This is a genomic window from Actinosynnema sp. CS-041913 (assembly GCF_050942485.1).
Lineage (GTDB): Bacteria > Actinomycetota > Actinomycetes > Mycobacteriales > Pseudonocardiaceae > Actinosynnema.
In genome coordinates this window covers 494483-519558 of the sequence record NZ_CP192037.1, presented here as the reverse complement: position 1 = coordinate 519558, position 25076 = coordinate 494483, and the positions used below count along the sequence as shown (strand labels likewise).

Genomic DNA, 25076 nt, shown 5'->3' with positions numbered 1-25076 from the left:
CTGATCAGCGGTGCCGCCTGCGGCGCAGCAGGAAGACCAGCACGGCCAGCGCCAGCGCGAACGGCAGCACCCGCTTGAGCACCGGGACGCGCGCGGTCTCCAGCAGGTCGATCGGCTCGTCGGGCACGGCGTGCAGCCGCGGTCGGGCACCGGCTTCGGGAGAAGTCACCCCCTCAGCCTCCCCCGTCCCGAGCGAGGCCGCCAGGCAATCCGCGAACTCGCCCGCGATCTTGCCGCTGACCTCGCTGATCAGCCCTCGTCCGAGCTGGGCGGGACGCCCGGTGACGGCCAGGTCCGTGACCACCGACACGGCGGTGCCGCCGTCCTCGCCGGCCAGCGTCACCGAGACCGTGGCCGATGCCGTGCCGTTGCCCCTGGTGTCCTTGCCGGACGCTTTGAGCACGGCCGCGTGCACGTCCTCGGACACCGACGTGAACTCACCGGTCCCCTTGTAGAGCAGGGTCACCGGCCCGAGTCTCACCTTCACGGTGCCCGCGAACGTCCGCCCGTCCACCCCGGTGAGGGTGGCGCCGGGCATGCACGGCGCCACCCTCGCGGGATCGAGCAGCGCCGCCCACACGTCCGGCACGGGCGCGGGAACGGTGAACCGGTGCTCCAGCCTCATGCGCTCACCGCGGCGGTCAAGGCCCGCTCGGTCAGCACGCGGGCCAGGTGGGTGCGGTACTCCGGGTCGGCGTCGGCGTCCGTCCCCGGACGGGCGCCCTCGGCGGCCCGGTTCGCGGCCGTGGTGATGGCCTCGGCCGTCGCGGGCCGCCCGACCAGCGCCTCCTCCACACCGGACGCCCGCAGCGGCGTCGGCCCCACGTTGGTCAAGGCGACGCGAGCCTCTTCGATGACGCCGCCGGAGACCTTCAGCGCCGCCGCCACCGCCACGATCGACCAGGCCTGCGCGACCCGGTTGAACTTCTCGTAGTGCGCGCCCCACCCGGTCAGCTTGGGCACCCGCACGTGGGTGAGCAGCTCGCCGGGCTCCAGGGCGGTGGTGAAGTAGTCCACGAAGAACTCGGCCACCGGCACCTCCCGCGTGCCGCCCGGACCTCGGCACACCATCACCGCGTCCAGGGCCAGCGCGGACGCGGGCAGGTCGCCGGCCGGGTCGGCGTGCGCGAGCGACCCGCCGAACGTGCCCCGGTGCCTGATCTGCGGGTCGGCGACGGTGTCCGTGGCCAGCCGCAGCAGCTTCGCGTGCTCGCGGATCAGGTGGTCGCGCTGCACCTCGTAGTGCGTGGTCATCGCGCCGATGAGCAGCGAGTCGCCGTCGTCGTGCACGCCGGTCAGCTCGGTGAGCCCGGACAGGTCCACCACCAGCGTCGGCGCGGCCAGCCTCATCCGCAGCACCGGCAGCAGGCTCTGCCCGCCGGCCAGCACCTTGGCGTCCTCGCCGCCCTCCGCCAGCGCGCGTACCGCTTCGTCCACTGTGGACGGTGCCAGGTAGTCGAACGGGGCCGGGATCACTCCGCACCTCCTCGCGCGTCGATCGAACCGAGTCCGCCGACCGCGCCGGTCGTGGACGAGACATCGGTTTTACTGCCCTGCAACGCTTTCCACACGCGCATCGGCGTGCACGGCATCTCGACTTCGGTGACACCCTTGTGCCGCAACGCGTCCACGATCGAATTCACCACGGCCGGCGTGGACGCGATGGTGCCCGCCTCGCCGACTCCCTTGACGCCCAACGGGTTCGTGTCCGCCGGGGTCTCGGTGCGGTCCGTGGTGAACGACGGCAGGTCCGCCGCCGACGGCACCAGGTAGTCGGCGAGCGTGGCCGTGGTGAGCGTGCCGCCCTCGTCGTGCAGGGCCTCCTCGTACAGCGCCTGCGCGATGCCCTGCGCCACTCCGCCGTGCACCTGGCCTTCCACGATCAGCGGGTTGACCACCTTGCCGACATCGTCCACGCACACGTACGAGCGGATCCGCACCCGCCCGGTCCGCGTGTCGACTTCCGTCGCGCACAAGTGGGTTCCGTGCGGGTAGGAGAAGTTCGTCGGGTCGAACGCGGCCTCCGCGTCCAGCCCCGGCTCCATCCCGTCCGGCAGGTTGTGCGCGACGTGCGCCGCGACCACCACGTCGCCCAGCGCCATCGTGGTGGACGTGCCGCGCACGGAGAACGTGCCGGCGGTGAACTCCACGTCGTCCGCCGAGCACTCCATCAGGTGCGCGGCCACGGTGCGCGCCTTGGCCAGCACCTTGTCGGCGGCCAGCACGACGGCCGCGCCGCCGACCGCCAGCGACCGCGAGCCGTAGCTGTCCATGCCCCGGTGCGCGACCTGCGTGTCGCCGTGCAGCACCTCGACATCCTCGAACGGCACGCCGAGCCGGTCCGCCACGATCTGGCTCCACGCCGTCTCGTGCCCCTGCCCGTGCGGGGAGGTGCCGGTGACCAGCTCGACCTTGCCGGTGGGCAGCATCCGGATCGCCGCGTGCTCCCAACCGCCCGCGGCGTAGCGCAACGCGCCCAGCACCCGGGAGGGCGCGAGGCCGCACATCTCGGTGTAGGTGGAGATCCCGATGCCGAGCTGCACCGGGTCGCCGTTCGCGCGCCGCTCGTCCTGCTCCGCGCGCAGGGCGTCGTAGCCGAACAGCTCCATGGCGCGGGCGGTCGCCGCCTCGTAGTTGCCGCTGTCGTAGGTGAGGCCCGCGACCGTGGTGAACGGGAACTCCTCGTGCCTGATCCAGTTGCGCTGCCGCAACGCCATCGGGTCCACGCCGAGTTCGGCGGCCAGCTCGTCCATCATCCGCTCGATGGCGAACGTGGCCTCGGGACGCCCCGCGCCGCGGTAGGCGTCCGTGGGCGTCTTGTTGGTGAACACGTTGGTGCAGGTGAACCGGTACGCCGGGAACTTGTAGATCGAGTTGAACATGAACGCGCCCAGGATCGGCACGCCCGGCGACACCAGGCGCAGGTACGCGCCCATGTCGGCGAGCAGGTCGACCTTGAGCCCGGTGACCGTGCCGTCCCGGCGGGCGGACACGGTGATCCGCTGCACCTGGTCGCGGCCGTGGTGCGCGCACAGCATCGACTCGGTGCGCGACTCGGTCCACTTCACCGGCTTGCCGAGCCGCCGCGCGACCAGCAGGGTCAGCACCTCTTCGGGCGTGACCTGGAGCTTGCCGCCGAAGCCGCCGCCGACGTCCGGGGCGATGACCCGCAGCTTGTGCTCGGGGATGCCCAGCACGGCCGACAGCATCCAGCGCAGGATGTGCGGCACCTGCGTGGACGACCACATGGTGGCGGAGTCCGGCGTCGGGTCGACCACGACCGAGCGGGGCTCCATGAACGCCGGGATCAGCCGCTGCTGCCGGAACGTCCGCTCGACCACCACCTCGGCGTCGGCAATGGCCTGGTCCACGTCGGCGCCGGTGCCCGCCTCGGCGGAGTCGAACACCCAGGTGGCGCTCTTGTTCGTGCCCAGGTCGGGGTGCACGAGGTCGGCGCCCGGCTCGACCGCCGCCGCCATGTCCAGCACGACCGGCAGGTCCTCGTAGTCGACGTCGATCGCGGCCAGCGCGTCCTGCGCCTCGGCCGCCGTGCGGGCGACCACCAGCGCCACGGCCTCGCCGGCGAAGTTCACCTCGTCCACCGCGAGGGACGGGGCGGGCGGGGCGAGCATGTCCTCGGTGATCGGCCACGCGCACGGCAGGCTGCCCTGCTCGTCCGCCAGGTCGGAGCCGGTGAGCACGTCCAGCACGCCCGGCATCCGCACGGCCTCGGTGACGTCGATGGACGTGATGCGCGCGTGCGCGACCGGGCTGCGCAACACGGCCATGTGCAACATCCCGGAGAGCTGGATGTTGTCGGTCCACCTGGTCGCGCCGGTGATCAGCCGGGCGTCCTCCTTGCGCCGCCGCGCCCGGCCGACCTCGGGCTCGGCCGTGGCGGTCATTCCCCACCGCCCGCGCGCAGCGGTGTCCGGCCCGGTCCGGCCTGGTCGGGCACGGCTCCCTCGGGCACGGGCTCGCTCGCGCCCACGGGCTCGTCGACGCGTTCGGCGTCGGGACCGGCGCCCGGACTCATCCGCCGAGCCGCGTCGCGGACGGCGCGCACGATGTTCTGGTACCCGGTGCAGCGGCAGAGGTTGCCCTCCAAGCCGTGGCGGACGGCGTCGTCGTCCGGGTCGGGGTCGTCCGCGAGCAGGTCGATGGCCTGCATGATCATGCCGGGCGTGCAGAACCCGCACTGGAGCGCGTGGTTCTCGTGGAACGCCTGCTGCACCGGGTGCAGCCGCCCGTCCCGGGCGAGTCCCTCGACGGTGGTGACCTCACGCCCGTTCGCCTGCACCGCGAGCACGGAGCACGACTTCACGCTGTGGCCGTCGAGGTGGACGGTGCACGCGCCGCAGTTGCTGGTGTCGCAGCCGACGACGGTTCCGGTCTTGCCGAGTCGTTCGCGGAGGTGGTGAACGAGCAGCGTGCGGGGCTCGACCTCGTCGCTGTAGTTCACCCCGTCCACGGTGACGGTGATCCGCATGAACCCTCCAAGCATGTGGTGGTGATGGGGGTCACAACAGAGCCTGCTACTGGTTGCCTCGTCAAACAACCCCCGTCGGCGGTGGGATGGACGTCTCGGCCGATGCGGTGTCCCAGGAGATGCGCTGTCTCAGCCCGCGCGATGGATCGCGCCCTCGGTCCGCGTGAGGCGCTCACCTCCCCCACCCCAGCGCAACGCGATGATCTCGGCGGCGATGGACACGGCGGTCTCCTCGGGCGTGCGGGCCCCGAGGTCGAGGCCGATCGGCGACGCCAGCCCGGCCAGTTCGCCCTCGGTGAGCCCGGCTTCCCGCAGCCGGCGCATCCGGTCGTCATGCGTGCGGCGCGACCCCATCGCGCCCACGTACCCCAGCTTCAGCCGGAGCGCGACCTCCAGCAGCGGCACGTCGAACTTCGGGTCGTGGGTCAGCACGGCGACCACCGTGCGCTCGTCCACCTTCCCGGCGTCGGCCTGCCCGGCGAGGTACCGGTGCGGCCAGTCCACGACCACCTCGTCCGCCTCCGGGAACCGGCTCCTCGTCGCGAACACCGGCCGCGCGTCGCACACCGTCACCCGGTAGCCGAGGAACGCCCCGAGCCGCGCCATCGCGGCGGCGAAGTCGATCGCGCCGAACACCAGCATCCGGGGCGGCGGCTCGAACGAGTTGACGAACACGGCCATGCCCTCGCCCCGCCGCTGCCCGTCCGGCCCGTAGTGCAACGTCCCGCTCCGCCCGGTCGCGAGCAGCCCCCGCGCGTCGTCGGTGATCGCGTCCCGCGCCCGCGCCGACGGCACGTCCCCGGCCACCCGGTCCGGCCACACGACGAGCCGCTTGCCGACCCACTCCGGGTGCTCGACGACCGTGGCGACGGCGACCGGCTCCTCGGCCCGGACCGTCTCCACCACGTCTGGCAACTCGGGAAACCCGTCCCGGTCGATCGCCTCCACGTAGACGTCGATGATCCCGCCGCAGGTCAGCCCCACCGCGAACGCGTCGTCATCACTCACCCCGTACCGCTGGAGGACCGGCACGCGCGCGGCCACGACCTCCCGCGCCAGCTCGTAGACGGCGCCCTCCACGCAGCCGCCGGACACCGACCCGACCACCGCCTGATCGGCCCCGACCAGCATCGACGCACCCGGCGGGCGCGGCGCGGAACTGAACGTCGCCACGACCGTGCCGACGCCGACGGTCTCGCCCGCCTCGACTCGCCGGGCGAGTTCGGTGAGGACATCACGCAAAGTCGACCTCCAGACCACACAGGTTGTCCGTGCCGACGACATCACACATCGCCGACCTCCAACAGCCGGCGCGAGGCACCCGATCCAGTGCCGACTCACGCATCGCCGACCTCCAACAGCCGGCGCGAAGGACCCGCACCAGTGACCGAATCACGCATCGCCGACCTCCTCCAACAGTCGGCGCAAGGTGTCCAGACTGTGCCCGGCGAGCAGCCGGTCCAGGTGCGGCAGCACGGCGACGATCCCGGACTGCACCGGCTCGTACCCGTCCTTCCCCGCGTGCGGGTTGACCCAGATGACCTTGTGCGCCAACCGCTTCACCCGAGCCACCTGCTCGGCGAGCAACGCCGGGTCACCCCGCTCCCACCCGTCCGAGAACACCACCACCACAGCCCGCCGAGCCGCGCCCCGCTGCCCCCACCGGTCCAGGAACACCCGAACCGTCTCCCCGAGCCGCGTGCCACCGGAGAAGTCCGGCACCGCCCGCGCCGCGGCGGCCAACGCCTGCTCCGGGTCCAGGTGCCGGAGCTGCCGGGTGACCCGCGTCAGCCGCGTGCCGAGCGTGAAGACCTCCACCGGCATCCGCCGCGCGACGACGTGCGCGAACCGCAGCAACGCGTCGGCATAAGGCTCCATCGACCCGGAAACGTCCACCAGCAACACGACTTTCCGCGCCCGCGCGGCCGGCCGCCGATACCGGGGCCGGGTCAGCTCCCCGGAGCGGACCATCGCCCGCAACGTCCGCCGGGCGTCCACCCCACCGCGCCGCGCAGGCCGCCGCCGATGCCCCCGACGCATCGGCGGCACCGGCCGCAACGTCGCCAGCATCTCGCGCAGGTGCGCCCGCTCCCCCGGACTCAACGAGGCAATGTCCTTGCGCCGCAACACTTCCACGTCACTGGCCGCCACCGCCAACCGCCGCGAACGCCCGTCCCGCGACGGCCCGCCACCCAACGCGGCCACCGAAGACGTCCGCACCCGGGCGTGCCGAGGAGCCCGCACCTCCACCCCACCGAACCAGGCGGCGAACGCGGCGTCGTACCGGACGAGGTCGTCGGGCTCACCGCACAACGTCACCCGCCCCGCCCAGTAGACGGCCGACCGCGACGACAGGTCGACCAACCCGGCGGCCCGCAGGAACGCCTGCACCCGCTCCGGCCCGCAAGCGACCCCAGCCCGCCGCAGCACGTGGGCGAACCCCACGAGCCCGATCAACGACCCGGCGCCGGTCATCCTGCGATTGTGCTCCCGAAAGTGACCGCCGGCACACCGGCCGAAAGGGCGCGTTGCACGTCCTCCCGGTACTTCAGGACGGCGCCGAGCGTGGTCGCGGCGGTTTCCGCGTCCAGTTCCGTCCGGCCCAGCGTGACCAGCGCCTCCGCCCAGTCCAGGGATTCGGCGACGCCCGGCGGCTTGAGCAGGTCCAGCTCGCGCAGCCGCCGCACGGCGGACGCCACCTGGTGCGCGAGGCGTTCGTCGACACCGGGCAGGCGGCGGCGCAGGATGGCCACCTCGCGGGCCAGGTCGGGGTGTTCCAGCCAGTGGTAGAGGCAGCGGCGCTTCAGGGCGTCGTGGACTTCGCGGGTGCGGTTGGAGGTGAGCACGACCAGCGGCGGCGTCTCGGCCCGGACCACGCCGAGTTCGGGGATGGTGACCGCGTTCTCGCCGAGCACTTCCAGCAGGAACGCCTCGAACTCGTCGTCCGCGCGGTCCACTTCGTCCACGAGGAGCACGCAGGGCGCTTCCTCCAGGGCCCGCAGCAGAGGACGGGACAGCAGGAAGCGGCGCGTGTAGAGGGACGCCTCGGCCTGCTCGGCGTCGACCGGGCCGGCGGCTTCGAGGGCGCGCAGGTGCAGCAGTTGGCGCGGGAAGTCCCAGTCGTACAGCGCCTGGGACGCGTCGATCCCCTCGTGGCACTGCAGTCGGATCAGCGGCAGCCCCAACGCCTCCGCGAGCGCCAGCGCCAGGGACGTCTTGCCGGTGCCGGGCTCGCCCTCGCAGAACAGCGGTCGGTGCATCCGCCACGCCAGGAACGCCGCCGTGGCGATGCCGTCGTCCGGCAGGTAGCCGACGCGGTCCAGCTCGGCGGCCAGGTCCTCGGGCGTCACGGACCGAACATAGCGCGAGGTCACGCCGACAGCGCGGAACCGGTTCCCGGTGGACCCGGAGGGCGGGACTCGGGGGAAGGTCCTGGTTCTACCCTGAGGACGGGTTCAGGGTCCGTCCCCGATGTGCCGCGGTGCTCTGACCAGCACTATTGAGCTATGACGAACGACGTGCTCAACCAGGCCACCGACAAGGTCAAGAAGCTCCGCCGCAGCCGGAACGACCGGATGGTCGCGGGTGTGTGCGGCGGCGTCGCCAAGCTCCTCGGTGTGGACGCCGCGCTGACGCGCATCCTGCTGGTCGCCGCGACCCTGTTCGGGTTCGGCGCCGGGGCCATCCTCTACCTCGCGGCGTGGATCCTCATGCCCGAAGAGGACTGACGCCCACACCGACGGCAGTGATCACGGGGGATGTGTGATGAGGAGGTACGCCGGTCAGGGGATGCAGGGGATGTTTCACCGGGGGAAGCCGGGCACACCGGGGAGCAACTGCCAGGGACGAGGGCCGGACAGGGGCCGGTACTCGACACCCAAGGCGTCCAGCCGTGGCAGGTGGTGCTCGGTGAGCCGGGTCCGGAACTCCGCGATGTCACGGGGAGCGGGGCTCCAGACCACTTCGGCGAAAGCACTCAACCGGGGGAAGGCGGCGTAGTCCAGCCGCCTCGGGGAGTCGAGGTGCTCGGTCCACAGGTTCGCCTGTGCGCCGAGCACCCGATCCGCTGCCGCGGGTTCGTACGAGTAGACGTCTTCCCAGGTCAGCACGGTGCCGACCGGGATGGGCTCGGACGGGTCGTCGGCTTGGCGGTAGTCCAGGTAGACGTGCTTCTCCGGGCACATGACGACGTCGTGGCCACGTTCCAGCGCCGTGAGGCCGGCTTCCTCGCCACGCCAGGAGGCGATGACCGTCCTGGTCGGCAGCGGACCGACGTCCAGCACCTCGTCCCAGCCGTGCGGACGCCGCCCGCGCTGCGCCAGGTGTTGCGCGATCCGTCGCACGAACCGGCCGTCGCCGCCTTCGGCCTCGTCGCCGCCCAGGCCGATGACCTCGGACGGGAAGACGTCCAGCAGTTCGTCGAAGACGTTGCGGTAGAAGTCCACGGTGGACTCGTCGGCCTTGAGGACGTTCGGGTTCACGCCCCAGTCCGTCCACACGCCGCCGCCGGACACGCCGAGTTCCGGGTACGCCGCGATCGCCGCCTGGCTGTGGCCGGGCACGTCGATCTCCGGCACGACGGTGATGTGCCGCCGCGCCGCGTACGCCACGACTTCCCGCAGGTCGTCCTGCGTGTAGTAGCCGCCGTGCGGACGTCCGGTCTGGCCGCCGCTGCGCCGGTCGCCGTACCGCGACGACGGCCGCCACCCGCCGACCTCGTGCAGCTTCGGGTACCGCTTCGACTCGAAGCGCCAGCCCTGGTCGTCGGTCAGGTGCAGGTGCAGGACGTTCAGCTTGTGCACGGCCAGCAGGTCGAGGTACCGGAGCAGGTCGTGCTTGGGCAGGAAGTGCCGCGCCACGTCGATCATCACGCCCCGCCAGGCGAACCGCGGCGCGTCCTCGATGACGCACACCGGCAGCCGGATCGGCCCGCGGTGGATGGGCGCGGCGCGGAACGCGTCCGGACCGGCGAGCTGGTTCACGGTCTGCCGGGCGTAGAAGAAGCCCGCGTCGTCGGCCGCTTCCACCACCACGGCGGACCCGTCGGCAGGGGCCGCGGCGATCGTCACCCGGTACGAGCCCGGTGGGCCGTCGAGCGAGATGCGGCCGTCCACCGTGCCGTCCCACTCGATCTCCCCGTCACCACGGGTGAAGGACACCGGTCGAGGAAGAATCACGACTTCACCGCTCCCGCCAGTCCCGCGACCAGCCGCCGCTGCACCAGGATGAAGAACACCAGCACCGGAATGGTCATCAAGGTCGATCCTGCCATGATCGCGCCCCAGTCGTTCTGGTCCGGTTTGACGAACACCTGCAACGCCAGGGGAAGTGTCTGGTTCTCCGCCGCCGAGATGATGAACGTCTTGGCGAACAGGAAGTCGTTCCACGCGTGGATGAACGACAGCACGCTGGTCGCCACCAGACCCGGCGCCACCAACGGGAACAGCACCTGCCACAGGAACCGGAAGCGGGACGCGCCGTCGAGCGTCGCGGCCTCCTCCAGCTCCACCGGCACGGCCGCGACGAAGCCGCGCAGCATCCAGATGGCGAACGGCAGGCTGAACGCCAGGTGCACCAGCACCAGCGAGCCCAGGTGGTTCAGGCCGAACACCGGCACGACGTCCCGCACCGACTTCATCATGAAGAACAGCGGGATGGTCAGCGCCTCCACCGGCACCATCTGCACCACGAGCAGCATGACCAGCAGCGTCGTCCGGCTGCGGAACCGGAAGCGGGTCAGCGCGGTGGCCGCCAGGAACGAGACGAGCAGGCTCAGCAGCACCACCGCGAACGCCACCACGAGGCTGTTCAGCAGGTACCGCCCGAAGCTCTGCACGGTGAGCGCGCGCACGAAGCTGTCCAGCGTCGGCGCCCACGTCCACGGCCGGGGGTTCGCGGAGATCACCTCGGACTCCGGCTTCAGCGCCGTCAACACCATCCAGTACAGCGGGAACGCCACCACGGCGGCGATCAGCACGGTGACGGCCTCGGTGATGCCCCGCTTCACAGCGCCTCCCCCGACTTCTTCAGCGCCCGCAGGTAGCCCAGCGTGACGAGCAGCAGCAGCACCGTCATCACCACGCCGATGCTCGCGCCCAGCCCGTACTCCGACGCGGCGAAGGCCTGCTGGTACGCGTAGACGTTGAGCACGAGGTTGCGCCCGGCGATCCCGCCGCCGTTGGTCATGATGTAGACCTGGGTGAACACCTTGAAGTTCCAGATGATCGACTGGATCGTCACGACGATCAGCAGCGGTTGCAGCAGCGGCAGGATCACCGACCGCGCGGTCCGCAGCGCCGACGCGCCGTCCAGCGCGGCGGCCTCCAGCACCTCGCCCGGGATCGACTTGATGCCCGCGTAGAGCGTCACCATGACGAACGGGAACGAGCACCAGATCACCTGCGCCGCGACGAGCCCGAACGCCACCCACCGGTCGTAGGTCCAGGAGAACCCGGTGGTGCCGAGGACCTCGTTGACGAACCCGAAGTTCGCGTCGAACAGGAACAGCCAGATCGTCGACCCGGCGACCGCCGGCGTGGCCCACGCGCCCAGCGCGGCCAGGAACAGCGTCAGCCGCGCCCACGTGCGGACCCTGGTGGCCAGCACGGCGAGTGCCGCGCCGACCACCAGCGTCCCGAGCACGCACACCGCCGCGAACCCGACCGTCTGCCAGAGCACGGACCAGAACTTCGGGTCCGCCAGCAGGTTCGCGTAGTTCTGCACTCCCAGGAAGGTCAGCGGCGCGCCGCCGCTGACCTGTTCCTGGCCGTAGTCGAACAGGGAGATCAGCACAAGCTGGTAGATCGGGTAGCCCATCAGCCCGACCAGCACCAGCAGCGCGGGGGTGAGGTAGACGAAGGCGATCCGCCCGTCACCCTTGGTGGCACGCATCATGAAGCGAACGCCGCGTTCATCGCGTCGGCCGCCTTCTTCGCCGCCACATCCAGGTCGTTGCCCGCCGCCGCGACCTCCTGCAACAGGTTCGGCAGCACGGCCTGGGCGTCGATCTTCGCCCAGTTCGGGGTCACCGGCACGAACTTGGTGCCCGCGTTCAGCGTCTTGATGAACGGCTCCACCACCGGGTTGGCCTTGGCCACGTCGTTCTGCACGTCGCCGAAGGTCGGCATGTTGCCCATGGCGTCGAACATCTTGCGCTGGTACTGCTTGCCGCCGAGGAGCTGGAGGAACTGGTTGGCCAGCGTCTTGCGCTCGGAGCCCTTCATCACGCCGAGCAGGTTGCCGCCCGAGAACGCCGGCGCGACGGAACCGGCGGTCTTGCCCGGCAGCGGCACGATGGCGTACTTGCCGGCGACCGTGGACGCGTCGACGGACTTGCGGTTGAAGTCGCCGCCGATGACCATCGCCGCCTTGCCCGCGCGGAACGCCTCGACGCTCGCGTCACCGCCGTTGCCCGCGCACTGGGCCGGCGGGCAGATGTCGTCCGCGATCAGCTCGGTGTACTGGCGCAGACCGGCCTTGGACTCCGCGCTGTCGATGGACGACACGTACTTGTCGCCGTCCTTGCGGGCGATGTCGCCGCCGTTGGCCCACACGAACGGCATCGCGCCGTAGGTGTACTTGCCGCCGGCCGAGATGCCGAGCAGGTCCGGCTTGGCGGCGCGGATCTGCCGGGCCAGCGGCGCGATCCCGTCGAGCGTCGTCGGCGGCTGCAGGCCCAGCTCGGTGAAGACGTCCGTGCGGTAGTACAGCGCGCGCACGCCCACGTACCAGGGCACGCCGTAGGTCTTGCCGTCCACCTTGCCGGTGTCCAGCACGGCCGGCAGCAGGTCCTTCGCCTCGCCCCACGAGGACAGGTCGAGTTCGGCGAACCCGCCACCCGACACGTAGCCGGCGAGGTCGGTGTTGCCGAACTCGGCGACGTCCGGGGCGCTCTTCGGGTCGCTGAACGCGGCCTTGAACCGCTCCGCGCGGGTCTGCACCTGGATGTACTGCACGTCCACCGTCACACCTTGGTGGGCGTTCTGGAACTCGGTCACCGCCTCCTTCACGACGGCTTCCTTGGGGCCCCGGTTGACCTCGTCGAACAGCCAGACCCGGAGCTGCCCGGTCTGCTGATCGGTTCCGGTCGCGGCCGGACCGGACTGGACCGGGGCGCACCCGGACAGACCGGCTGTGGCAAGCACCGTGACGGCCAGGCCCGCCGCGGCGGCCACCCTTCTGGCTACCCGCATCATCCGAACCCCCTCCAGCATAAGTTGCGTCTTCTGCAACGGCTATTTCATGGGAAGCAACGGGGATGCTAGTGTCCGAATCGCCAACCGGTCTAGACCAGATTTGCCCAGGTCCGGACGGCCTCGACGGAGAGTGGAGCGTCCCACCCGCCGGGTCGGACCGCGCTCCCGACGTGGAACCCGGTCACCCCGACCGCCTTCAGCGGCGCGACCTGGTCCGCCCGGAGGCCGCCGCCGACCAGCAGCGCGACCTCGTCCTGCCGGGCCGCGAGCCGCTCCAGCACGGCGAACCCGTCCGCGACACCGCGCGGCGAGCCGGCCGCGAGCACCGTGTCGCACCCCAGCCCGGCCACCACGCCCCACGCCGCCTCGGGGTCGGCGGAGTTGTCCAGCGCCCGGTGGAACGTCCACCGGCAGCCCGCCAGCTCGTCCAGCACCGCGGCGCAGGCCGCCACGTCGACCCAGCCCTGGGCGTCCAGGAAGCCGAGCACGAACTCGGTCGCGCCCGCCTCCCGCACGGCCGCCGCGTCCCGGCGCAGCCCGTCGAGCGAGCCGGGCGCGAACCCCGGCGCGTCGCGCAGCATGACCCGGACCGGCAGGTCGGTGGCGGCCAGCACGCTGCGCACCAGCGCCGGGGACGGCGTCAGGCCGTCGGCGGCCATGTCGGTGACGAGTTCGAGCCGGTGCGCTCCACCGGCCTGGGCGGCGACGGCGTCGGCCGCGTCGAGAGCGATGACCTCAAGCATGGTCTGGACCATAACGGTCCGCGGTGCGCGGGCCCGCGCAGCTCGCGCCGCCGACCGGGCCACCCGGGTGGTCGCGCAGGCGGGCACCGCGTCGAAGAACAGTTCGGACGGCCTCACCCGAACGCTTCGTGAACGCACTCCGAGTACCTGTGAACGGGTCGGACAGCAGCCCCTCCACCTGCGCTGATACCGACCGCGCTCGCTCACCGTGAACTGTTAACGACAGCCGGTGTATCCACCGTAGAACTACTCACTCCTTACTTCATGACCGGACCTCGACCCCCAGGAGGCATCTCGTGAGAGCCGAACCGGACCCACTGACGACCACCGCGCGCTGTCGTCCCACCGACCACTAGGGGGAGGGGCGGTGTCCGGTCGGCTTCGAGGGGTGTCGATCGGCCGCCGCCCGTGGTGAAGGGGGCGGTCCGCGGTGCGAGGGGGGCATCGCGGACCGCCGCCGCGGGAAGGACGATGGTGTGTGACGATCAGCTACGGCTGGGGGATGTCGAGGAGGAGGTGACGACGTGGGAGATCTGCGCACGGCCGGTGAGCGCCCACCGTGGGAGGGCTTGGACGGGACGGATCGGCACGCGGCCTGTGTCGTCGCCGCCCGCGACGGCGACCGCCGGGCACTGGACGTGCTGGTGGCCGACCTGACCCCGCTGGTGTGGCACGTGGCGAGGGGGCACGGGCTGGACCGCAGCACCGCGGAGGACGTGGTGCAGACGGTCTGGCTCGCGCTGCTGCGCCACCTGGACCGCCTGATCGAACCCCGTGCGCTGGCCGGGTGGCTCGTCGTCGCGACGCGCCGCGAGGCCCAGCGCACCTGGACCCCCGCCCGTCGGGAAGCAGCACTGTCCGACGAACTGGCGGAGCAGTTGGAAAGCGAATACGGGTTGCCGGAGGACGCCGCCCTGGTAGACGACCGGGACCACCGGTTGTGGCGGGCCTTCGGCCGCTTGTCGCAGAAGTGCCAGGAGCTTCTGCGGCTCACCGTGCTGGCCGGGCGGGCGGAGTACCGCGCGGTCGCCGAAGCACTGTCCATGCCGCGCGGCAGCATCGGCCCGACCAGGGGCCGGTGCCTCACCATGCTGCGCACACATCTTGACGCGGAAGGAGGATCGCGGTGAACGACATCGACCCGCGCGATGACCGCAGAGGCCAAGAGGACACCGCTGTCCTCACCGAGCTGAACCGCCTGGTGTACGAACTCGACGCGCCCCCGGTGGGCCTGGTCGAGCGGATCCAGTTCGCGGTGGCCTTGGAGAACCTCGATGTCGAGGTCGCACGCTGGGAACGGGCAGGGTCGTTCGCCGGCGTGCGGGGCGGCAACCCCGGCACCATCACCTTCACGGTGGACAACCTGACCCTGATGGTCAACTTCACGCCGAGCGGCGCACGCCACCGCATCGACGGCTGGCTGGTGCCCGCCGGCGAGCACACCGTCGAGGTGCGGGTGGCCGAGCACGAGTCGAGCACCACCACGGCCGACGACGGCGGCCGGTTCGTGCTGGCCGACGTGCCCACCGGGACCACGCAGATCGTGGTGCACCTGGTGAACTCCCGAGGCGAACCCGGTCGCACCGTGGTGACGCCGACCATCATGTTGTAGACCTCCGATCCGCCCGGACCTGTGATCCACCGGTCCACCCGGATCACGGCCCCGACCCGGCCGCCGAGTCCGCCTCCGCCCGGACCCGTGCCCACGCGCCGACCCGCGCCTTTCGAGGTCCGCGCCGCCGACCAGACCCCGCGCCTGAACCGGACAAGGTGTCTCCGACCAGACCCGTGCCACCGCTTCAGGCTGCCGCACCACCAGCTAGCACGGCTCCGGTGAAAGCCCCGGAACAGCCGAAAGGCCCGGTCCGAGCGGACCGGGCCTTTCGCTTCGTGCGGCTGACTCAGAAGTCCATGCCACCGGCGTCCGGGACGGCAGGCGCGGCGCCGGCCTTCTCGGGCTTGTCGGCCACGACGGCCTCGGTGGTCAGGAACAGGGCGGCGATCGACGCGGCGTTCTGCAGCGCCGACCGGGTCACCTTGGTCGGGTCCGGCACGCCGGCGGCGAGCAGGTCCTCGTAGACGCCGGTCGCGGCGTTCAGGCCGTGGCCGACGGGCAGGCCCTTGACCTTCTCCACCACGACGCCGCCTTCGAGGCCGGCGTTGATGGCGATCTGCTTCAGGGGCGCCTCGACGGCGACCTTGACGATGTTCGCGCCGGTCGCCTCGTCACCTTCGAGGTTCAGGCCCGCGAACGCGGCCTCGGCGGCCTGGAGCAGGGCCACGCCGCCACCGGCGACGATGCCCTCTTCCACGGCGGCCTTGGCGTTGCGCACGGCGTCCTCGATGCGGTGCTTGCGCTCCTTGAGCTCCACCTCGGTGGCGGCGCCGGCCTTGATGACCGCGACACCGCCGGCGAGCTTCGCCAGGCGCTCCTGGAGCTTCTCGCGGTCGTAGTCGGAGTCCGACTTCTCGATCTCGGCCCGGATCTGGTTGACGCGGCCCTGGATCTGCTCCGCGTCGCCCGCGCCCTCGACGACCGTGGTCTCGTCCTTGGTGACGACGACCTTGCGCGCCTTGCCCAGCAGCGACAGGTCGGCGTTCTCCAGCTTGAGGCCGACGTCCTCGGTGATGACCTGGCCGCCGGTCAGGATCGCGATGTCCTGCAGGATCGCCTTGCGGCGGTCGCCGAAGCCGGGGGCCTTGACCGCGACGGACTTGAAGGTGCCGCGGATCTTGTTGACCACCAGGGTCGCCAGGGCCTCGCCCTCGACGTCCTCGGAGATGATCAGCAGCGGCTTGCCGCCCTGCATGACCTTCTCCAGCAGCGGCAGCAGGTCCTTCACGGTCGAGATCTTCGAGCCGTAGAGCAGGATGTACGGGTCCTCAAGGACCGCTTCCTGACGCTCCGGGTCGGTCACGAAGTAGCCCGAGATGTAGCCCTTGTCGAAGCGCATCCCCTCGGTCAGCTCAAGTTCGAGGCCGAGCGCGTTGCTCTCCTCGACCGTGATGACGCCTTCCTTGCCGACCTTGTCCATGGCCTCGGCGATCAGCTCGCCGATGGTCGAGTCGCCCGCGGAGATGGACGCCGTGGCGGCGATCTGCTCCTTGGTCTCGACCTCCTTGGCGGTCTTGAGGAGCTGCTCGGTCACGGCCTCGACGGCCTTCTCGATGCCGCGCTTGAGGCCGAGCGGGTTCGCGCCCGCGGCCACGTTGCGCAGACCTTCGCGGACCAGGGCCTGGGCGAGGACCGTGGCGGTCGTCGTGCCGTCACCGGCGACGTCGTCGGTCTTCTTCGCCACTTCCTTGACGAGCTCGGCCCCGATCTTCTCCCACGGGTCCTCCAGCTCGATCTCCTTGGCGATGGAGACGCCGTCGTTGGTGATGGTCGGCGCGCCCCACTTCTTCTCGAGCACGACGTTGCGGCCCTTGGGGCCCAGCGTCACCTTGACGGCATCCGCGAGGATGTTCATGCCGCGCTCAAGACCACGGCGGGCGTCCTCGTCGAACGCGATCATCTTGGCCATTGCGGTGTGTTCCTCCGCCTATGTAACGACTTTTGGGGCCACTGCGGACTTTCGCCCACAGCGGAACACGGTGCTTGGCCAGGCTCGGTGCCCGCGACGGACGACCTGCCCCGGTGAAGGGGCCTGCCTCACCGTCCCAGCCTGCGTGCTGGCACTCGGGTGGTCCGAGTGCCAGGTCCGTGTTTAGCACTCAACCAGGGCGAGTGCAAGAACAGCAGGTCAGCGGGACGTCCTCACGGGCACGCTGGTGGGCAGCGGCTTCTTGCTCCCGCTTTCGCCGACGTCGATGGACTGGCCCGAGCTGGTGGGCGCGGGTGGGCGCGGCTCCTCGGACTTCGGCGTGAGGATGAGCACCAGGACGACGATCGCGATGATCGCCACCACGCCCACGACCACCGGCGCGACCCAGGCGGGCCGCGTCCTGGCGGTGGTGGTGAACGCGGACGCGCCGCCCACCTGGGTCGGCGGGCGCAGGCGCACCGGGTCGGCGAGGAAGCCGGGCTGCTGGGCGAACCCGCCGGACGGCGGCTGCCCCTGGGGCCGGCCCTGGTGCTGCGGGAAGCGCGGCGGCTGCTGCGCGGGCATCCCGCCGGACGGCGGGCCGGACACCGGCGTCGGCCCGGAGACCGGCGCGTCGACCCGGCGCGGCGGGGTGGTCACGGTGGCCGCGCCGCCCAGCGCCGTGCGGGCGGCGGAGATCATCTCCTGGCACGACCCGAACCGCTGGTTGGGGTCCTTGGAGGTGCCCTTGCGCAGCACGTCGTCGATGCCCGGCGGGAGGGCGACCAGCGAGGTCAGGGTGGGGATGTCCGAGGCGAGGTGGCCCTGGATGACGTCCTGCACCCCGCCCTGGAACGGTGGCCGCCCGGTCAGGCAGGCGAACACCATGCAGGCCAGCGCGTACTGGTCGGTGCGGCCGTCGAGCGGCTCGCCGCGCAGGTGCTCGGGCGCGGCGTAGGTGGGCGAGCCGAGGAAGTCGCCGGTGCGGGTGCGGTGGCCGGTCGCGCCGCGCCGGGTCAGGCCGAAGTCGGCGAGGTAGACGTGCTCGCGGGACGCCTCCTTGGTCGTGACCAGCACGTTCGCCGGCTTCACGTCCAGGTGCACGAGGCCCTTGCCGTGCAGCATGTCCAGCGCCTCGGCGACCTGGCCGAGCAGCGTGAGGGTGCGCGCGGGCGAGATCGGGCCGTCCTTGATGTGGCTGGCCAGGTCCTGGCCGTCGACCAGCCGCATGGCGATGTAGAGCAGGCCGTCGACCTCGTCGAAGTCGTACAGCGGCACGATGTTCGCGTGGTCGATCGCCGAGGTGTTGCGCGCCTCGTCCACGAACCGCTCGCGGAACTCGGCGTCGGCGGTGAGGTGTTCGCCGATGACCTTCAACGCCACCTTGCGGCCGAGCCGGACGTCCGTCGCCCGGTAGGTCACGCTCATACCACCGCGGCCCAACACGCCGTCGATCCGGTAATGGCCCAACCGTCGCCCGCTCAGGTCCTCCGACACGCGGGGCAGCCTAACGTCCGGGTGAACCGGCGTGCGCCGGGTTCGGGGTAAGACCGCCGGGCGGGACCGCCGGGTGAAGCGGCCCGACCCGCCGCGTGGCGGGCCGGGCGGGGTTCACGATGCCTTCCGGACGTCCGACGCCTGGCTGCGGCCGTCGCGGCCGGCCTGGATCTCGAACTCCACGCGGTCTCCCTCGGCCAGCGTGCGGAAGCCTTCCATCTGGATCGCCGAGTAGTGCACGAAGACATCGGGCCCGCCGTCGGCGGCGATGAAGCCGTACCCCTTCTCCGAGTTGAACCACTTGACCGTGCCGACAGCCAAGACGTCCTCCTTTGAGAAATACCTGAGCAAACCGCCACGCTAGAGGCACGAGGGGGTTCGCGATACCTCCTTATGGAGTCATGCGCGAACACTGAATCCGTTGTCGCGCAACCAACTGACCAGTCCACGTGGACTGCGGGTCCGGGTCAGCACAAGGCCCGGACCGGCGAAGTCGAGCACCAGGCCGTCGCCATTGCGCACGGATTGGGGAGCGTCCGGGGAAACGGCGCGCAACCGGCACTGGAGGGTGTCCGCGAATCCGACGACGTGCCCGCTGTCCAGGGTGACCAGTTCGCCCGCTTCCAGCGTGACCACGTCCAGGGTGCCGTAGCAGCCCAGCACGACCGAGCCGCTGCCGTAGACGTAGGTGAGGAACCCGCTGTCGCCGCCGTGCAGGGCGCGCAGCGGGGGCGCGGCCGGGTCCATCACGACCGAGCCGGACGAGGCGAGCCACGCGTTGCGGGCGACGCACCAGCCGGTGGCGCCGTCGAGTTCCAGCACGTGCAGGTCGCCGGGCAGCGGCGGGGCGACGTCCACCCAGCCGCCCTCGGGGCCGGCCGTGCACAACGCGGCCTTGACGCCGGGCGCTTTGCCCTTGGTGTCGTGGTTGACCCCGTAGCTGGTCGCGAACAGCGACGAGCGTTCCACGAGGACCGGTTCGGCGGGCGCGAGCACCAGCCTGGCCACTCCGAAGGTCGGCGTGTGTCGCGTGCGGACCTGCACCGGACGTTCCCCCTAACTGCGTTCGCGCGTGGCGGCCGGTCGGCGCAGTTTCGCACGCGGGCGGCAGGATAGTGGTCGTGTCGAACTCCTTGACCCGGGTCGCGGACCACCGGGAGCGGATCGCCGGGCTGCTCGGCGTGCTGCCGGTCGCCGCGCTGCCGGTGGTGGACTGCCTCGGCCTGGCGCTCGCCGAGGACCTGGTCGCGCCGATCGCGTTGCCGCCGTTCGACAACTCGGCGATGGACGGGTACGCGGTGCGGGCGGCGGACGTGTCGGCGACGCCGGCGGTGCTGCCGGTGGCGGACGACATCCCGGCGGGGCGCACGTCGCTGACGCCGCTGGAGCCGGGGACGGCGCAGCGGATCATGACCGGCGCGCCGCTGCCTGTTGGGGCGGACGCCGTGGTGCAGGTCGAGTGGACCGACGGCGGGACGTCGTCGGTGCGGGTCGACCGGGGTGTCGCGGCCGGGGCGAACGTGCGGCGGGCGGCGGACGACGTGGCGGTGGGCACGACGGTGCTGCGCGCGGGCACGGCGCTGGGTCCGGCGCAGCTCGGCTTGGCCGCCGCGCTGGGGTTCGGCTCGCTGCCGGTGCGGCGGCGGCCCAGGGTGTTGGTGCTGTCGACGGGGTCGGAGCTGGTCGGGCCGGGCGAGCCGCTGGCGCCGGGGCAGATCTACGAGTCGAACGGCGTGATGCTGGCGGCGGCCGTGCGGGAGGCGGGCGGCGAGGCGGAGCTGCTGCGGTTCGTGCCCGACGACGTGGCCGAGTTCCACGCCGCGATCGGCGCGCGGCTGGCCGGGTTCGACCTGCTGCTGACCTCGGGCGGGGTGAGCGCCGGCGCGTACGAGGTGGTCAAGGACGCGTTCACCGGGCGGGGCGTGGAGTTCACCAGGGTGGCCATGCAGCCCGGCGGTCCGCAGGGCGCGGGCCGGTACCAGGGGGTGGCGGTGGCGACGCTGCCCGGCAACCCGGTGAGCGCGCAGGTGTCGTTCGAGGTGTTCATCAGGCCGGCGTTGCGGGCGTCGATGGGCCTGCCGGTGGTCGAGCGCCCCTCGGTCCGGGCGAAGCTCACCGCGCCGCTCACGTCGCCGGCGGGCCGCACCCAGTTCCGACGGGGCAAGTACGACCCGGCGTCGGGCCGGGTGGTCACGCCGGTCGGCGGTCCGGGATCGCACCTGCTGTCGGCGCTGGCGGTGAGCGACTGCCTGATCGAGGTGCCCGAGGAGGTCACGGAACTGGCGGCCGGCGCGGAGGTCGTCATCCGCTTCCTCCACTCGGGATGATCGGCGGAACGCCCGCTGGCCGGAATCGGTCGAGTACGCAGAGTCAGTCGACGGCCACGCAACGCCATTGATTAGGCCATGTGACCTGGATTACACTCTTGGCCTCCCTGTCCGGTGCGTCCGCGCGTTTCGTCGGGGGACGCACGGGCACACCGGACGGGGTCGGGCGCCGCCGGCGTAGCGTGTGGCCGGCCGAAGCACTGCCCTGACACGGAAGAGCCATGACCGTCGATCGCGACAAGCACAGTGGTGCCGTCTCCCACTTCCTGGACCTGGCACGGGGAATCGTCCCCCCGATGCACCCCGCCGGCCGCCCGTTCGTGCTGGGCGCGGCCGTCGCGACCCTCCTGCTGCGCCGGCTCTCCCGGCGCGCGGGCGTGGTCGGCGGCCTGCTGACCGCCTGGGTGGCGTGGTTCTTCCGCGAACCCGCGCGCACCACACCGACCCGGCCGGGCATCGCCGTCGCGCCCGCCGACGGGACGGTGTCGCACGTCGTGGAAGCCGTGCCGCCGGCCGAACTGGGCCTCGGCGCGACCCCGATGACCCGGATCAGCGTGTTCCTGTCGGTGTTCGACGTCCACGTGCAGCGCGTGCCGGTGACCGGCGCGGTCCGCCAGGTGTCGTACCGGCCGGGCAAGTTCCTGTCCGCCGACCTGGACAAGGCCAGCGAGGACAACGAGCGCAACGCGGTGTGGCTGACCACCGAAGAGGGGCACGACGTCGTGGTCGTGCAGATCGCCGGCCTGGTGGCGCGGCGGATCGTGTGCGACGTGGCCGAGGGCGACCGGGTGGCCGCGGGTCGGACCTACGGCCTGATCCGGTTCGGCTCGCGGGTCGACCTGTACGTGCCGCGGGGCAGCCGGGTGCTGGTCGAGGCCGGTCAGCGCACCATCGGCGGCGAGACCGTGCTCGCCGACCTCCCGGAGGTCTGACCCGATGGCGCCCAGCGGCCCGGGGGTGCGGCTGCTGCCCAACGCGATCACCGTGCTGGCGATGTGCGCGGGCCTGTCGGCGGTGCACTTCGCCATCAACAACTTGTACGGCGCGGCCATCGCCTCGATCGCCGTGGCGGCCGTGTTCGACGGGCTGGACGGCCGGATCGCCCGCCTGCTCGACGCGACCAGCAAGATGGGCGCGGAACTGGACTCGCTGGCCGACGCCATCTCGTTCGGCGTGGCCCCGGCCCTGGTCATCTACGTGTGGAAGTTCGAGCCGCACCGCGAGGGCTGGGTGGTGGCGCTGATCTTCGCGGTCTGCATGGTGCTGCGCCTGGCGCGCTTCAACACCCTGCTGGACGTGGAGCAGCCGCCGTTCGCGAAGGAGTTCTTCGTCGGCGTGCCCGCGCCGGCGGGCGGCCTGCTGCTGCTGCTGCCGCTGATCCTGGACGAGCAGATGCGCCGCGCGGGCTGGTGGTCGGACACCTGGGTGGTCGCGGCGTGGACGGTGGCGATCGCGCTGCTGCTGGTCAGCCGGATACCGACGCTGTCCGTGAAGACGATCAAGGTCCCGCCGAAGGCCGTCGCGCCGCTGCTGGTCCTGGTGGGGCTGCTGGCGGCGGCCGTGATCACGTTCCCGCTGGTGGCGCTGAGCGCGGCGATGCTGGTCTACCTGGGCCACCTGCCGTACTCGGTGCGCCGGTACCGCTGGCTGGCGAAGCACCCGGAGGCCTGGGAGGTGCCGGCGGCGGACCGCCGGGCCATCAAGCGGGCGCACGGCGTCGCCGCCCGGCGGCTGGGCCTGCGCCGGCCGCTGGGCGGGCGGGTCGCGGGCGCGGCGATGCGGGCCGTCCGCCGGCCGCGCCGGGCCGTGGACCCGGCCCAGGTGGCGGCCGAGGCCAACGGGCAGGCCGGGCCGAACAAGCGCCGGGGCTGGCGGCAGATCGGCCTCCGCCGCCACCACCGGCCCTGACGCGTCCCGCCTGGTCGGGGTTGGCCCCGGGGCCAACCCTGTTCGGAAAGCCTCCGGCCTGGGCGGCCCACGACCACGCCCGTTCGGAAAAGGCACTGGTCGCGGGCCGTGGGCGAGTCCCGAAAGCCCAACTCGCCGGGCCGGCGATCAAGCGCCCACGTTCGGGTGCACGGTGGCCTAGGCTCGCCGTGTGATCACGTTGACCGCCCGCTTGTCCCCCTCGGCCCTCGACACCCGTCGCGGGGTGGTCCGGCTGCACCCCGAGGTGCTGGACGCGCTGGGGTTGCGGGCCTGGGACGCGGTGCGGCTGACCGGCGCCCGGGTCAGCTCCGCGCTGGCCGCCGCCGGCGAGGGCGCGCCCGGCGTGGTCCTGGTCGACGACGTCACGCTGTCCAACCTGGGCGTCACCGAGGGCTCGGAGATCGTGGTCGCGCCGGTCGAGGTGTCCGGGGCCCGTGCCGTCACGGTCGCCGGGTCGCGGCTGGCCAGCACCTCGCTGACCCCGGAGACGCTGCGGATGGCGTTGACCGGCAAGGTGCTCACCGTCGGCGACGCGGTGTCGCTGCTACCCCAGGACCTCGCGCCGCCGCCCGGCGTGGACGTCAGCGTGACCCGGCGGAAGCTGTCCAACGCCATCGGCATGACGTGGACGAACGAACTGCTCACCATCACGTCGGTCGAGCCCTCGGGCGGCCCGGTCGCCGTGCAGCCGTCCACCGTGGTCGGCTGGCGGGACGGCGCGCGGACCGGTGACGCGCCGCCGGCCCCGGTGGCCGCCGCCGTGCCGGAGACGCCCACCGCCGAGCCCGTGCCGATCGCGGACCTGGCCGGCAGGCAGGACGCCGCCCGCCGCCTCGGCGAGTGGCTCGACCTGACGTTCAGCCACCCGGAGCTGCTGACCAGGCTCGGCGCGGCGCCACGGCTGGCCGCGCTGGTCAGCGGTCCGGAAGGGGTCGGCAAGGCGACCCTGGTCCGGGCGGTCGCGCACAGCGTCGGCGCGCGGGTGGTCGAACTCGCCGCCCCGAGCATCGCCGTGCTGGAGGCGAACGCGACGGCCCAGCGGCTGGCCGACGCCATCGCGTCCGCCGAGTCGCCGGCCGTGCTGCTGCTGACCGACGTCGAAGCCCTGCTCCCGGCGACCGACCCGCCGCCGGTCGCCACGGTCGTGCTGGACGCGCTGCGGGCAGCGGCGCTCCAGCCGGGTTTCGCGCTCGTCGTGACCAGCGCGCACCCGGAGGCGATCGACCCCCGGCTGCGCGTGCCCGAGCTGGTGGACCGGGAACTGGTGCTGCCGCTGCCGGATGGCGTGGTGCGGACGGACCTGCTGCGGGTGCTGCTGCGCGACGTGCCGCTGGAGCCCGACGTCGACCTGGGCGCGATCGCCGACCGGACCCCCGGTTTCGTCGCGGCCGACCTGGTGGCGCTGCGCCGGGAGGCGGCCGTGCGGTCGGCCCTGCGGCAGCGTGACGCCGCCGAACCCCACGTGGCGCAGCAGGACCTGGTGGGCGCGCTGGACACCATCCGGCCGATCTCCATGTCCACCTCGGACACCCTGCGCACCGGTGGCCTGACCTTGGACGACGTGGGCGACATGGCGGAGGTCAAGCAGGCGCTCACCGAGGCCGCGCTGTGGCCGTTGCAGTACCCGGACTCCTTCGCCCGCCTGGGCGTCGCGCCGCCGCGCGGACTGCTGCTGTACGGGCCGCCGGGGTGCGGCAAGACGTTCCTGGTGCGGGCGCTGGCGGGCAGCGGGCGGCTGAACGTGCTGTCGGTCAAGGGCGCCGAGCTGATGGACAAGTTCGTCGGCGAGTCCGAGCGAGCGGTGCGCGAGCTGTTCCGCCGAGCCGCCGAGGCCGCGCCCGCGCTCGTGTTCCTGGACGAGGTCGACGCCTTGGCCCCACGCCGCGGCCAGTCGGCCGATTCGGGCGTGGGTGACCGGGTGGTGGCCGCGCTGCTGACCGAGCTGGACGGCGTCGAGCCGCTGCGGGACGTGATCGTGCTCGGCGCGACCAACCGTCCGGAGCTGATCGACCCGGCGCTGCTGCGGCCGGGGCGGTTGGAGCGGCTGGTCTACGTGCCACCGCCGGACGCCGAGGCGCGGGCGGAGATCCTGCGTGCTTCGGCGCGGAACATGCCGTTGGCCGAGGATGTGGACCTGGCGGCGTTGGCGGGTGAGCTGGAAGGGTATTCGGCGGCGGACTGCGCGGCTCTGGTCCGGGAGGCGGCGTTGACGGCCATGCGCGAGTCGTTGGCGGCGGCCGAGGTGACGGGGGCCCACCTGGCGGCGGCGCGGTCGGCGGTGCGGCCTTCGCTGGAGCCGGCGCAGTTGGCGGCATTGGCGGCTTATGCGGAGTCGCGGGGGAACTAGGAGCTGTTTGGGTTCGGATCCAGGT

Annotated in this window: 23 protein-coding genes; 7 read left to right on the top strand and 16 right to left on the bottom strand. The window is 72.1% G+C overall.

All coding sequences use genetic code 11. The features are described 5' to 3' along the window. Positions 1-4: 4 nt before the first annotated feature. The 7 genes from ACQPZF_RS02520 to ACQPZF_RS02490 all read right to left on the bottom strand — a co-directional run bounded on the left by ACQPZF_RS02520 (position 5) and on the right by ACQPZF_RS02490 (position 7839). Positions 5-625, bottom strand: coding sequence for an SRPBCC family protein (locus ACQPZF_RS02520; RefSeq protein ID WP_433267806.1), 621 nt, complete (start codon positions 623-625; stop codon positions 5-7). After that, positions 622-1476, bottom strand: a complete 855-nt coding sequence (locus ACQPZF_RS02515; RefSeq protein WP_433267804.1) for an FAD binding domain-containing protein — start codon at positions 1474-1476, stop codon at positions 622-624. Before ACQPZF_RS02515 ends, ACQPZF_RS02520 begins: the two co-directional genes overlap by 4 nt. Further along, positions 1473-3905 (bottom strand): xanthine dehydrogenase family protein molybdopterin-binding subunit, encoded by a 2433-nt coding sequence (locus ACQPZF_RS02510; RefSeq protein WP_433267802.1) that lies wholly within the window; start codon positions 3903-3905, stop codon positions 1473-1475. Before ACQPZF_RS02510 ends, ACQPZF_RS02515 begins: the two co-directional genes overlap by 4 nt. Next, positions 3902-4489 (bottom strand): (2Fe-2S)-binding protein, encoded by a 588-nt coding sequence (locus tag ACQPZF_RS02505; protein WP_433267800.1) that lies wholly within the window; start codon positions 4487-4489, stop codon positions 3902-3904. Before ACQPZF_RS02505 ends, ACQPZF_RS02510 begins: the two co-directional genes overlap by 4 nt. A 129-nt stretch (positions 4490-4618) precedes the next feature. Continuing rightward, on the bottom strand, positions 4619-5731 hold the full coding sequence (locus tag ACQPZF_RS02500; protein ID WP_433267798.1) for an XdhC family protein: 1113 nt from the start codon (positions 5729-5731) through the stop codon (positions 4619-4621). A 150-nt stretch (positions 5732-5881) separates the two neighbouring features. Then, positions 5882-6964: a vWA domain-containing protein gene (locus tag ACQPZF_RS02495; protein WP_433267796.1), complete on the bottom strand. Its 1083-nt coding sequence runs from the start codon at positions 6962-6964 to the stop codon at positions 5882-5884. Continuing rightward, positions 6961-7839: an AAA family ATPase gene (locus ACQPZF_RS02490; protein ID WP_433267794.1), complete on the bottom strand. Its 879-nt coding sequence runs from the start codon at positions 7837-7839 to the stop codon at positions 6961-6963. The genes ACQPZF_RS02495 and ACQPZF_RS02490 overlap by 4 nt, the downstream gene beginning before the upstream one ends. Positions 7840-7995: 156 nt before the next feature. Here ACQPZF_RS02490 and ACQPZF_RS02485 point away from each other — a divergent pair, with 156 nt between their 5' ends. Beyond that, complete coding sequence (locus ACQPZF_RS02485; RefSeq protein ID WP_433267792.1) at positions 7996-8217, top strand: PspC domain-containing protein; 222 nt, start codon at positions 7996-7998, stop codon at positions 8215-8217. A gap of 75 nt (positions 8218-8292) precedes the next feature. Here ACQPZF_RS02485 and ACQPZF_RS02480 read toward each other — a convergent pair whose 3' ends face one another. The 5 genes from ACQPZF_RS02480 to ACQPZF_RS02460 form a co-directional block, all read right to left on the bottom strand. Beyond that, positions 8293-9666 (bottom strand): beta-N-acetylhexosaminidase, encoded by a 1374-nt coding sequence (locus ACQPZF_RS02480; protein ID WP_433267790.1) that lies wholly within the window; start codon positions 9664-9666, stop codon positions 8293-8295. Further along, entirely contained in the window at positions 9663-10496 is an 834-nt protein-coding gene (locus ACQPZF_RS02475; RefSeq protein ID WP_433267788.1) for a carbohydrate ABC transporter permease, read from the bottom strand. The genes ACQPZF_RS02480 and ACQPZF_RS02475 overlap by 4 nt, the downstream gene beginning before the upstream one ends. Then, positions 10493-11383 carry a carbohydrate ABC transporter permease gene (locus tag ACQPZF_RS02470; protein WP_433267786.1) on the bottom strand — a complete coding sequence of 297 codons (891 nt, stop codon included), beginning with the start codon at positions 11381-11383 and terminating at the stop codon, positions 10493-10495. The genes ACQPZF_RS02475 and ACQPZF_RS02470 overlap by 4 nt, the downstream gene beginning before the upstream one ends. Further along, on the bottom strand, positions 11380-12684 hold the full coding sequence (locus ACQPZF_RS02465) for an extracellular solute-binding protein (protein ID WP_433267784.1): 1305 nt from the start codon (positions 12682-12684) through the stop codon (positions 11380-11382). The genes ACQPZF_RS02470 and ACQPZF_RS02465 overlap by 4 nt, the downstream gene beginning before the upstream one ends. An 89-nt stretch (positions 12685-12773) precedes the next feature. Continuing rightward, entirely contained in the window at positions 12774-13427 is a 654-nt protein-coding gene (locus ACQPZF_RS02460; RefSeq protein ID WP_433267782.1) for a copper homeostasis protein CutC, read from the bottom strand. A 524-nt stretch (positions 13428-13951) separates the two neighbouring features. On the opposite strand from ACQPZF_RS02460, the gene ACQPZF_RS02455 reads away from it, so the two are divergent. Together ACQPZF_RS02455 and ACQPZF_RS02450 are read left to right on the top strand one after the other, a co-directional pair. Next, positions 13952-14557 carry an RNA polymerase sigma factor gene (locus ACQPZF_RS02455; RefSeq protein ID WP_121001713.1) on the top strand — a complete coding sequence of 202 codons (606 nt, stop codon included), beginning with the start codon at positions 13952-13954 and terminating at the stop codon, positions 14555-14557. Positions 14558-14616: 59 nt separating this feature from the next. After that, complete coding sequence (locus ACQPZF_RS02450; protein WP_433274402.1) at positions 14617-15039, top strand: carboxypeptidase regulatory-like domain-containing protein; 423 nt, start codon at positions 14617-14619, stop codon at positions 15037-15039. Positions 15040-15328: 289 nt separating this feature from the next. Here the strand turns inward: ACQPZF_RS02450 and groL are convergent, their stop codons facing one another. The 4 genes from groL to ACQPZF_RS02430 all read right to left on the bottom strand — a co-directional run bounded on the left by groL (position 15329) and on the right by ACQPZF_RS02430 (position 19492). Then, entirely contained in the window at positions 15329-16951 is a 1623-nt protein-coding gene (gene groL / locus ACQPZF_RS02445) for a chaperonin GroEL (protein WP_433267780.1), read from the bottom strand. Between the two features lie 219 nt (positions 16952-17170). Further along, entirely contained in the window at positions 17171-18448 is a 1278-nt protein-coding gene (locus ACQPZF_RS02440) for a serine/threonine protein kinase (protein ID WP_433267778.1), read from the bottom strand. A 114-nt stretch (positions 18449-18562) separates the two neighbouring features. After that, on the bottom strand, positions 18563-18769 hold the full coding sequence (locus tag ACQPZF_RS02435) for a cold-shock protein (protein WP_033432301.1): 207 nt from the start codon (positions 18767-18769) through the stop codon (positions 18563-18565). A 78-nt stretch (positions 18770-18847) separates the two neighbouring features. Next, entirely contained in the window at positions 18848-19492 is a 645-nt protein-coding gene (locus tag ACQPZF_RS02430; protein WP_433267776.1) for an AIM24 family protein, read from the bottom strand. Positions 19493-19581: 89 nt separating this feature from the next. Between ACQPZF_RS02430 and moeA the strand changes: the two genes are divergently transcribed. The 4 genes from moeA to ACQPZF_RS02410 all read left to right on the top strand — a co-directional run bounded on the left by moeA (position 19582) and on the right by ACQPZF_RS02410 (position 25051). After that, positions 19582-20775: a molybdopterin molybdotransferase MoeA gene (moeA, locus tag ACQPZF_RS02425; RefSeq protein WP_433274400.1), complete on the top strand. Its 1194-nt coding sequence runs from the start codon at positions 19582-19584 to the stop codon at positions 20773-20775. Positions 20776-20996: 221 nt separating this feature from the next. After that, a complete protein-coding gene (locus ACQPZF_RS02420; protein WP_433267774.1) occupies positions 20997-21707 on the top strand; it encodes a phosphatidylserine decarboxylase in 711 nt (236 codons plus the stop codon). Positions 21708-21711: 4 nt separating this feature from the next. After that, on the top strand, positions 21712-22683 hold the full coding sequence (pssA, locus tag ACQPZF_RS02415; RefSeq protein ID WP_433267772.1) for a CDP-diacylglycerol--serine O-phosphatidyltransferase: 972 nt from the start codon (positions 21712-21714) through the stop codon (positions 22681-22683). A gap of 190 nt (positions 22684-22873) precedes the next feature. Then, the gene (locus ACQPZF_RS02410) at positions 22874-25051 is read left to right on the top strand and encodes an AAA family ATPase (protein ID WP_433267770.1); all 2178 of its coding nucleotides are present in this window, start codon (positions 22874-22876) and stop codon (positions 25049-25051) included. Positions 25052-25076: the final 25 nt, after the last annotated feature.

Bases quoted from the DNA above. Each gene is read 5' to 3' on its own strand.
- ACQPZF_RS02520 (WP_433267806.1), bottom strand. From the start codon at position 625: ATGAGGCTGGAGCACCGGTTCACCGTTCCCGCGCCCGTGCCGGACGTG.
- ACQPZF_RS02510 (WP_433267802.1), bottom strand. From the start codon at position 3,905: ATGACCGCCACGGCCGAGCCCGAGGTCGGCCGGGCGCGGCGGCGCAAG.
- ACQPZF_RS02505 (WP_433267800.1), bottom strand. From the start codon at position 4,489: ATGCGGATCACCGTCACCGTGGACGGGGTGAACTACAGCGACGAGGTC.
- ACQPZF_RS02495 (WP_433267796.1), bottom strand. From the start codon at position 6,964: ATGACCGGCGCCGGGTCGTTGATCGGGCTCGTGGGGTTCGCCCACGTG.
- ACQPZF_RS02485 (WP_433267792.1), top strand. From the start codon at position 7,996: ATGACGAACGACGTGCTCAACCAGGCCACCGACAAGGTCAAGAAGCTC.
- ACQPZF_RS02470 (WP_433267786.1), bottom strand. From the start codon at position 11,383: ATGATGCGTGCCACCAAGGGTGACGGGCGGATCGCCTTCGTCTACCTC.
- ACQPZF_RS02465 (WP_433267784.1), bottom strand. From the start codon at position 12,684: ATGATGCGGGTAGCCAGAAGGGTGGCCGCCGCGGCGGGCCTGGCCGTC.
- ACQPZF_RS02460 (WP_433267782.1), bottom strand. From the start codon at position 13,427: ATGCTTGAGGTCATCGCTCTCGACGCGGCCGACGCCGTCGCCGCCCAG.
- groL (WP_433267780.1), bottom strand. From the start codon at position 16,951: ATGGCCAAGATGATCGCGTTCGACGAGGACGCCCGCCGTGGTCTTGAG.
- ACQPZF_RS02420 (WP_433267774.1), top strand. From the start codon at position 20,997: ATGACCGTCGATCGCGACAAGCACAGTGGTGCCGTCTCCCACTTCCTG.
- pssA (WP_433267772.1), top strand. From the start codon at position 21,712: ATGGCGCCCAGCGGCCCGGGGGTGCGGCTGCTGCCCAACGCGATCACC.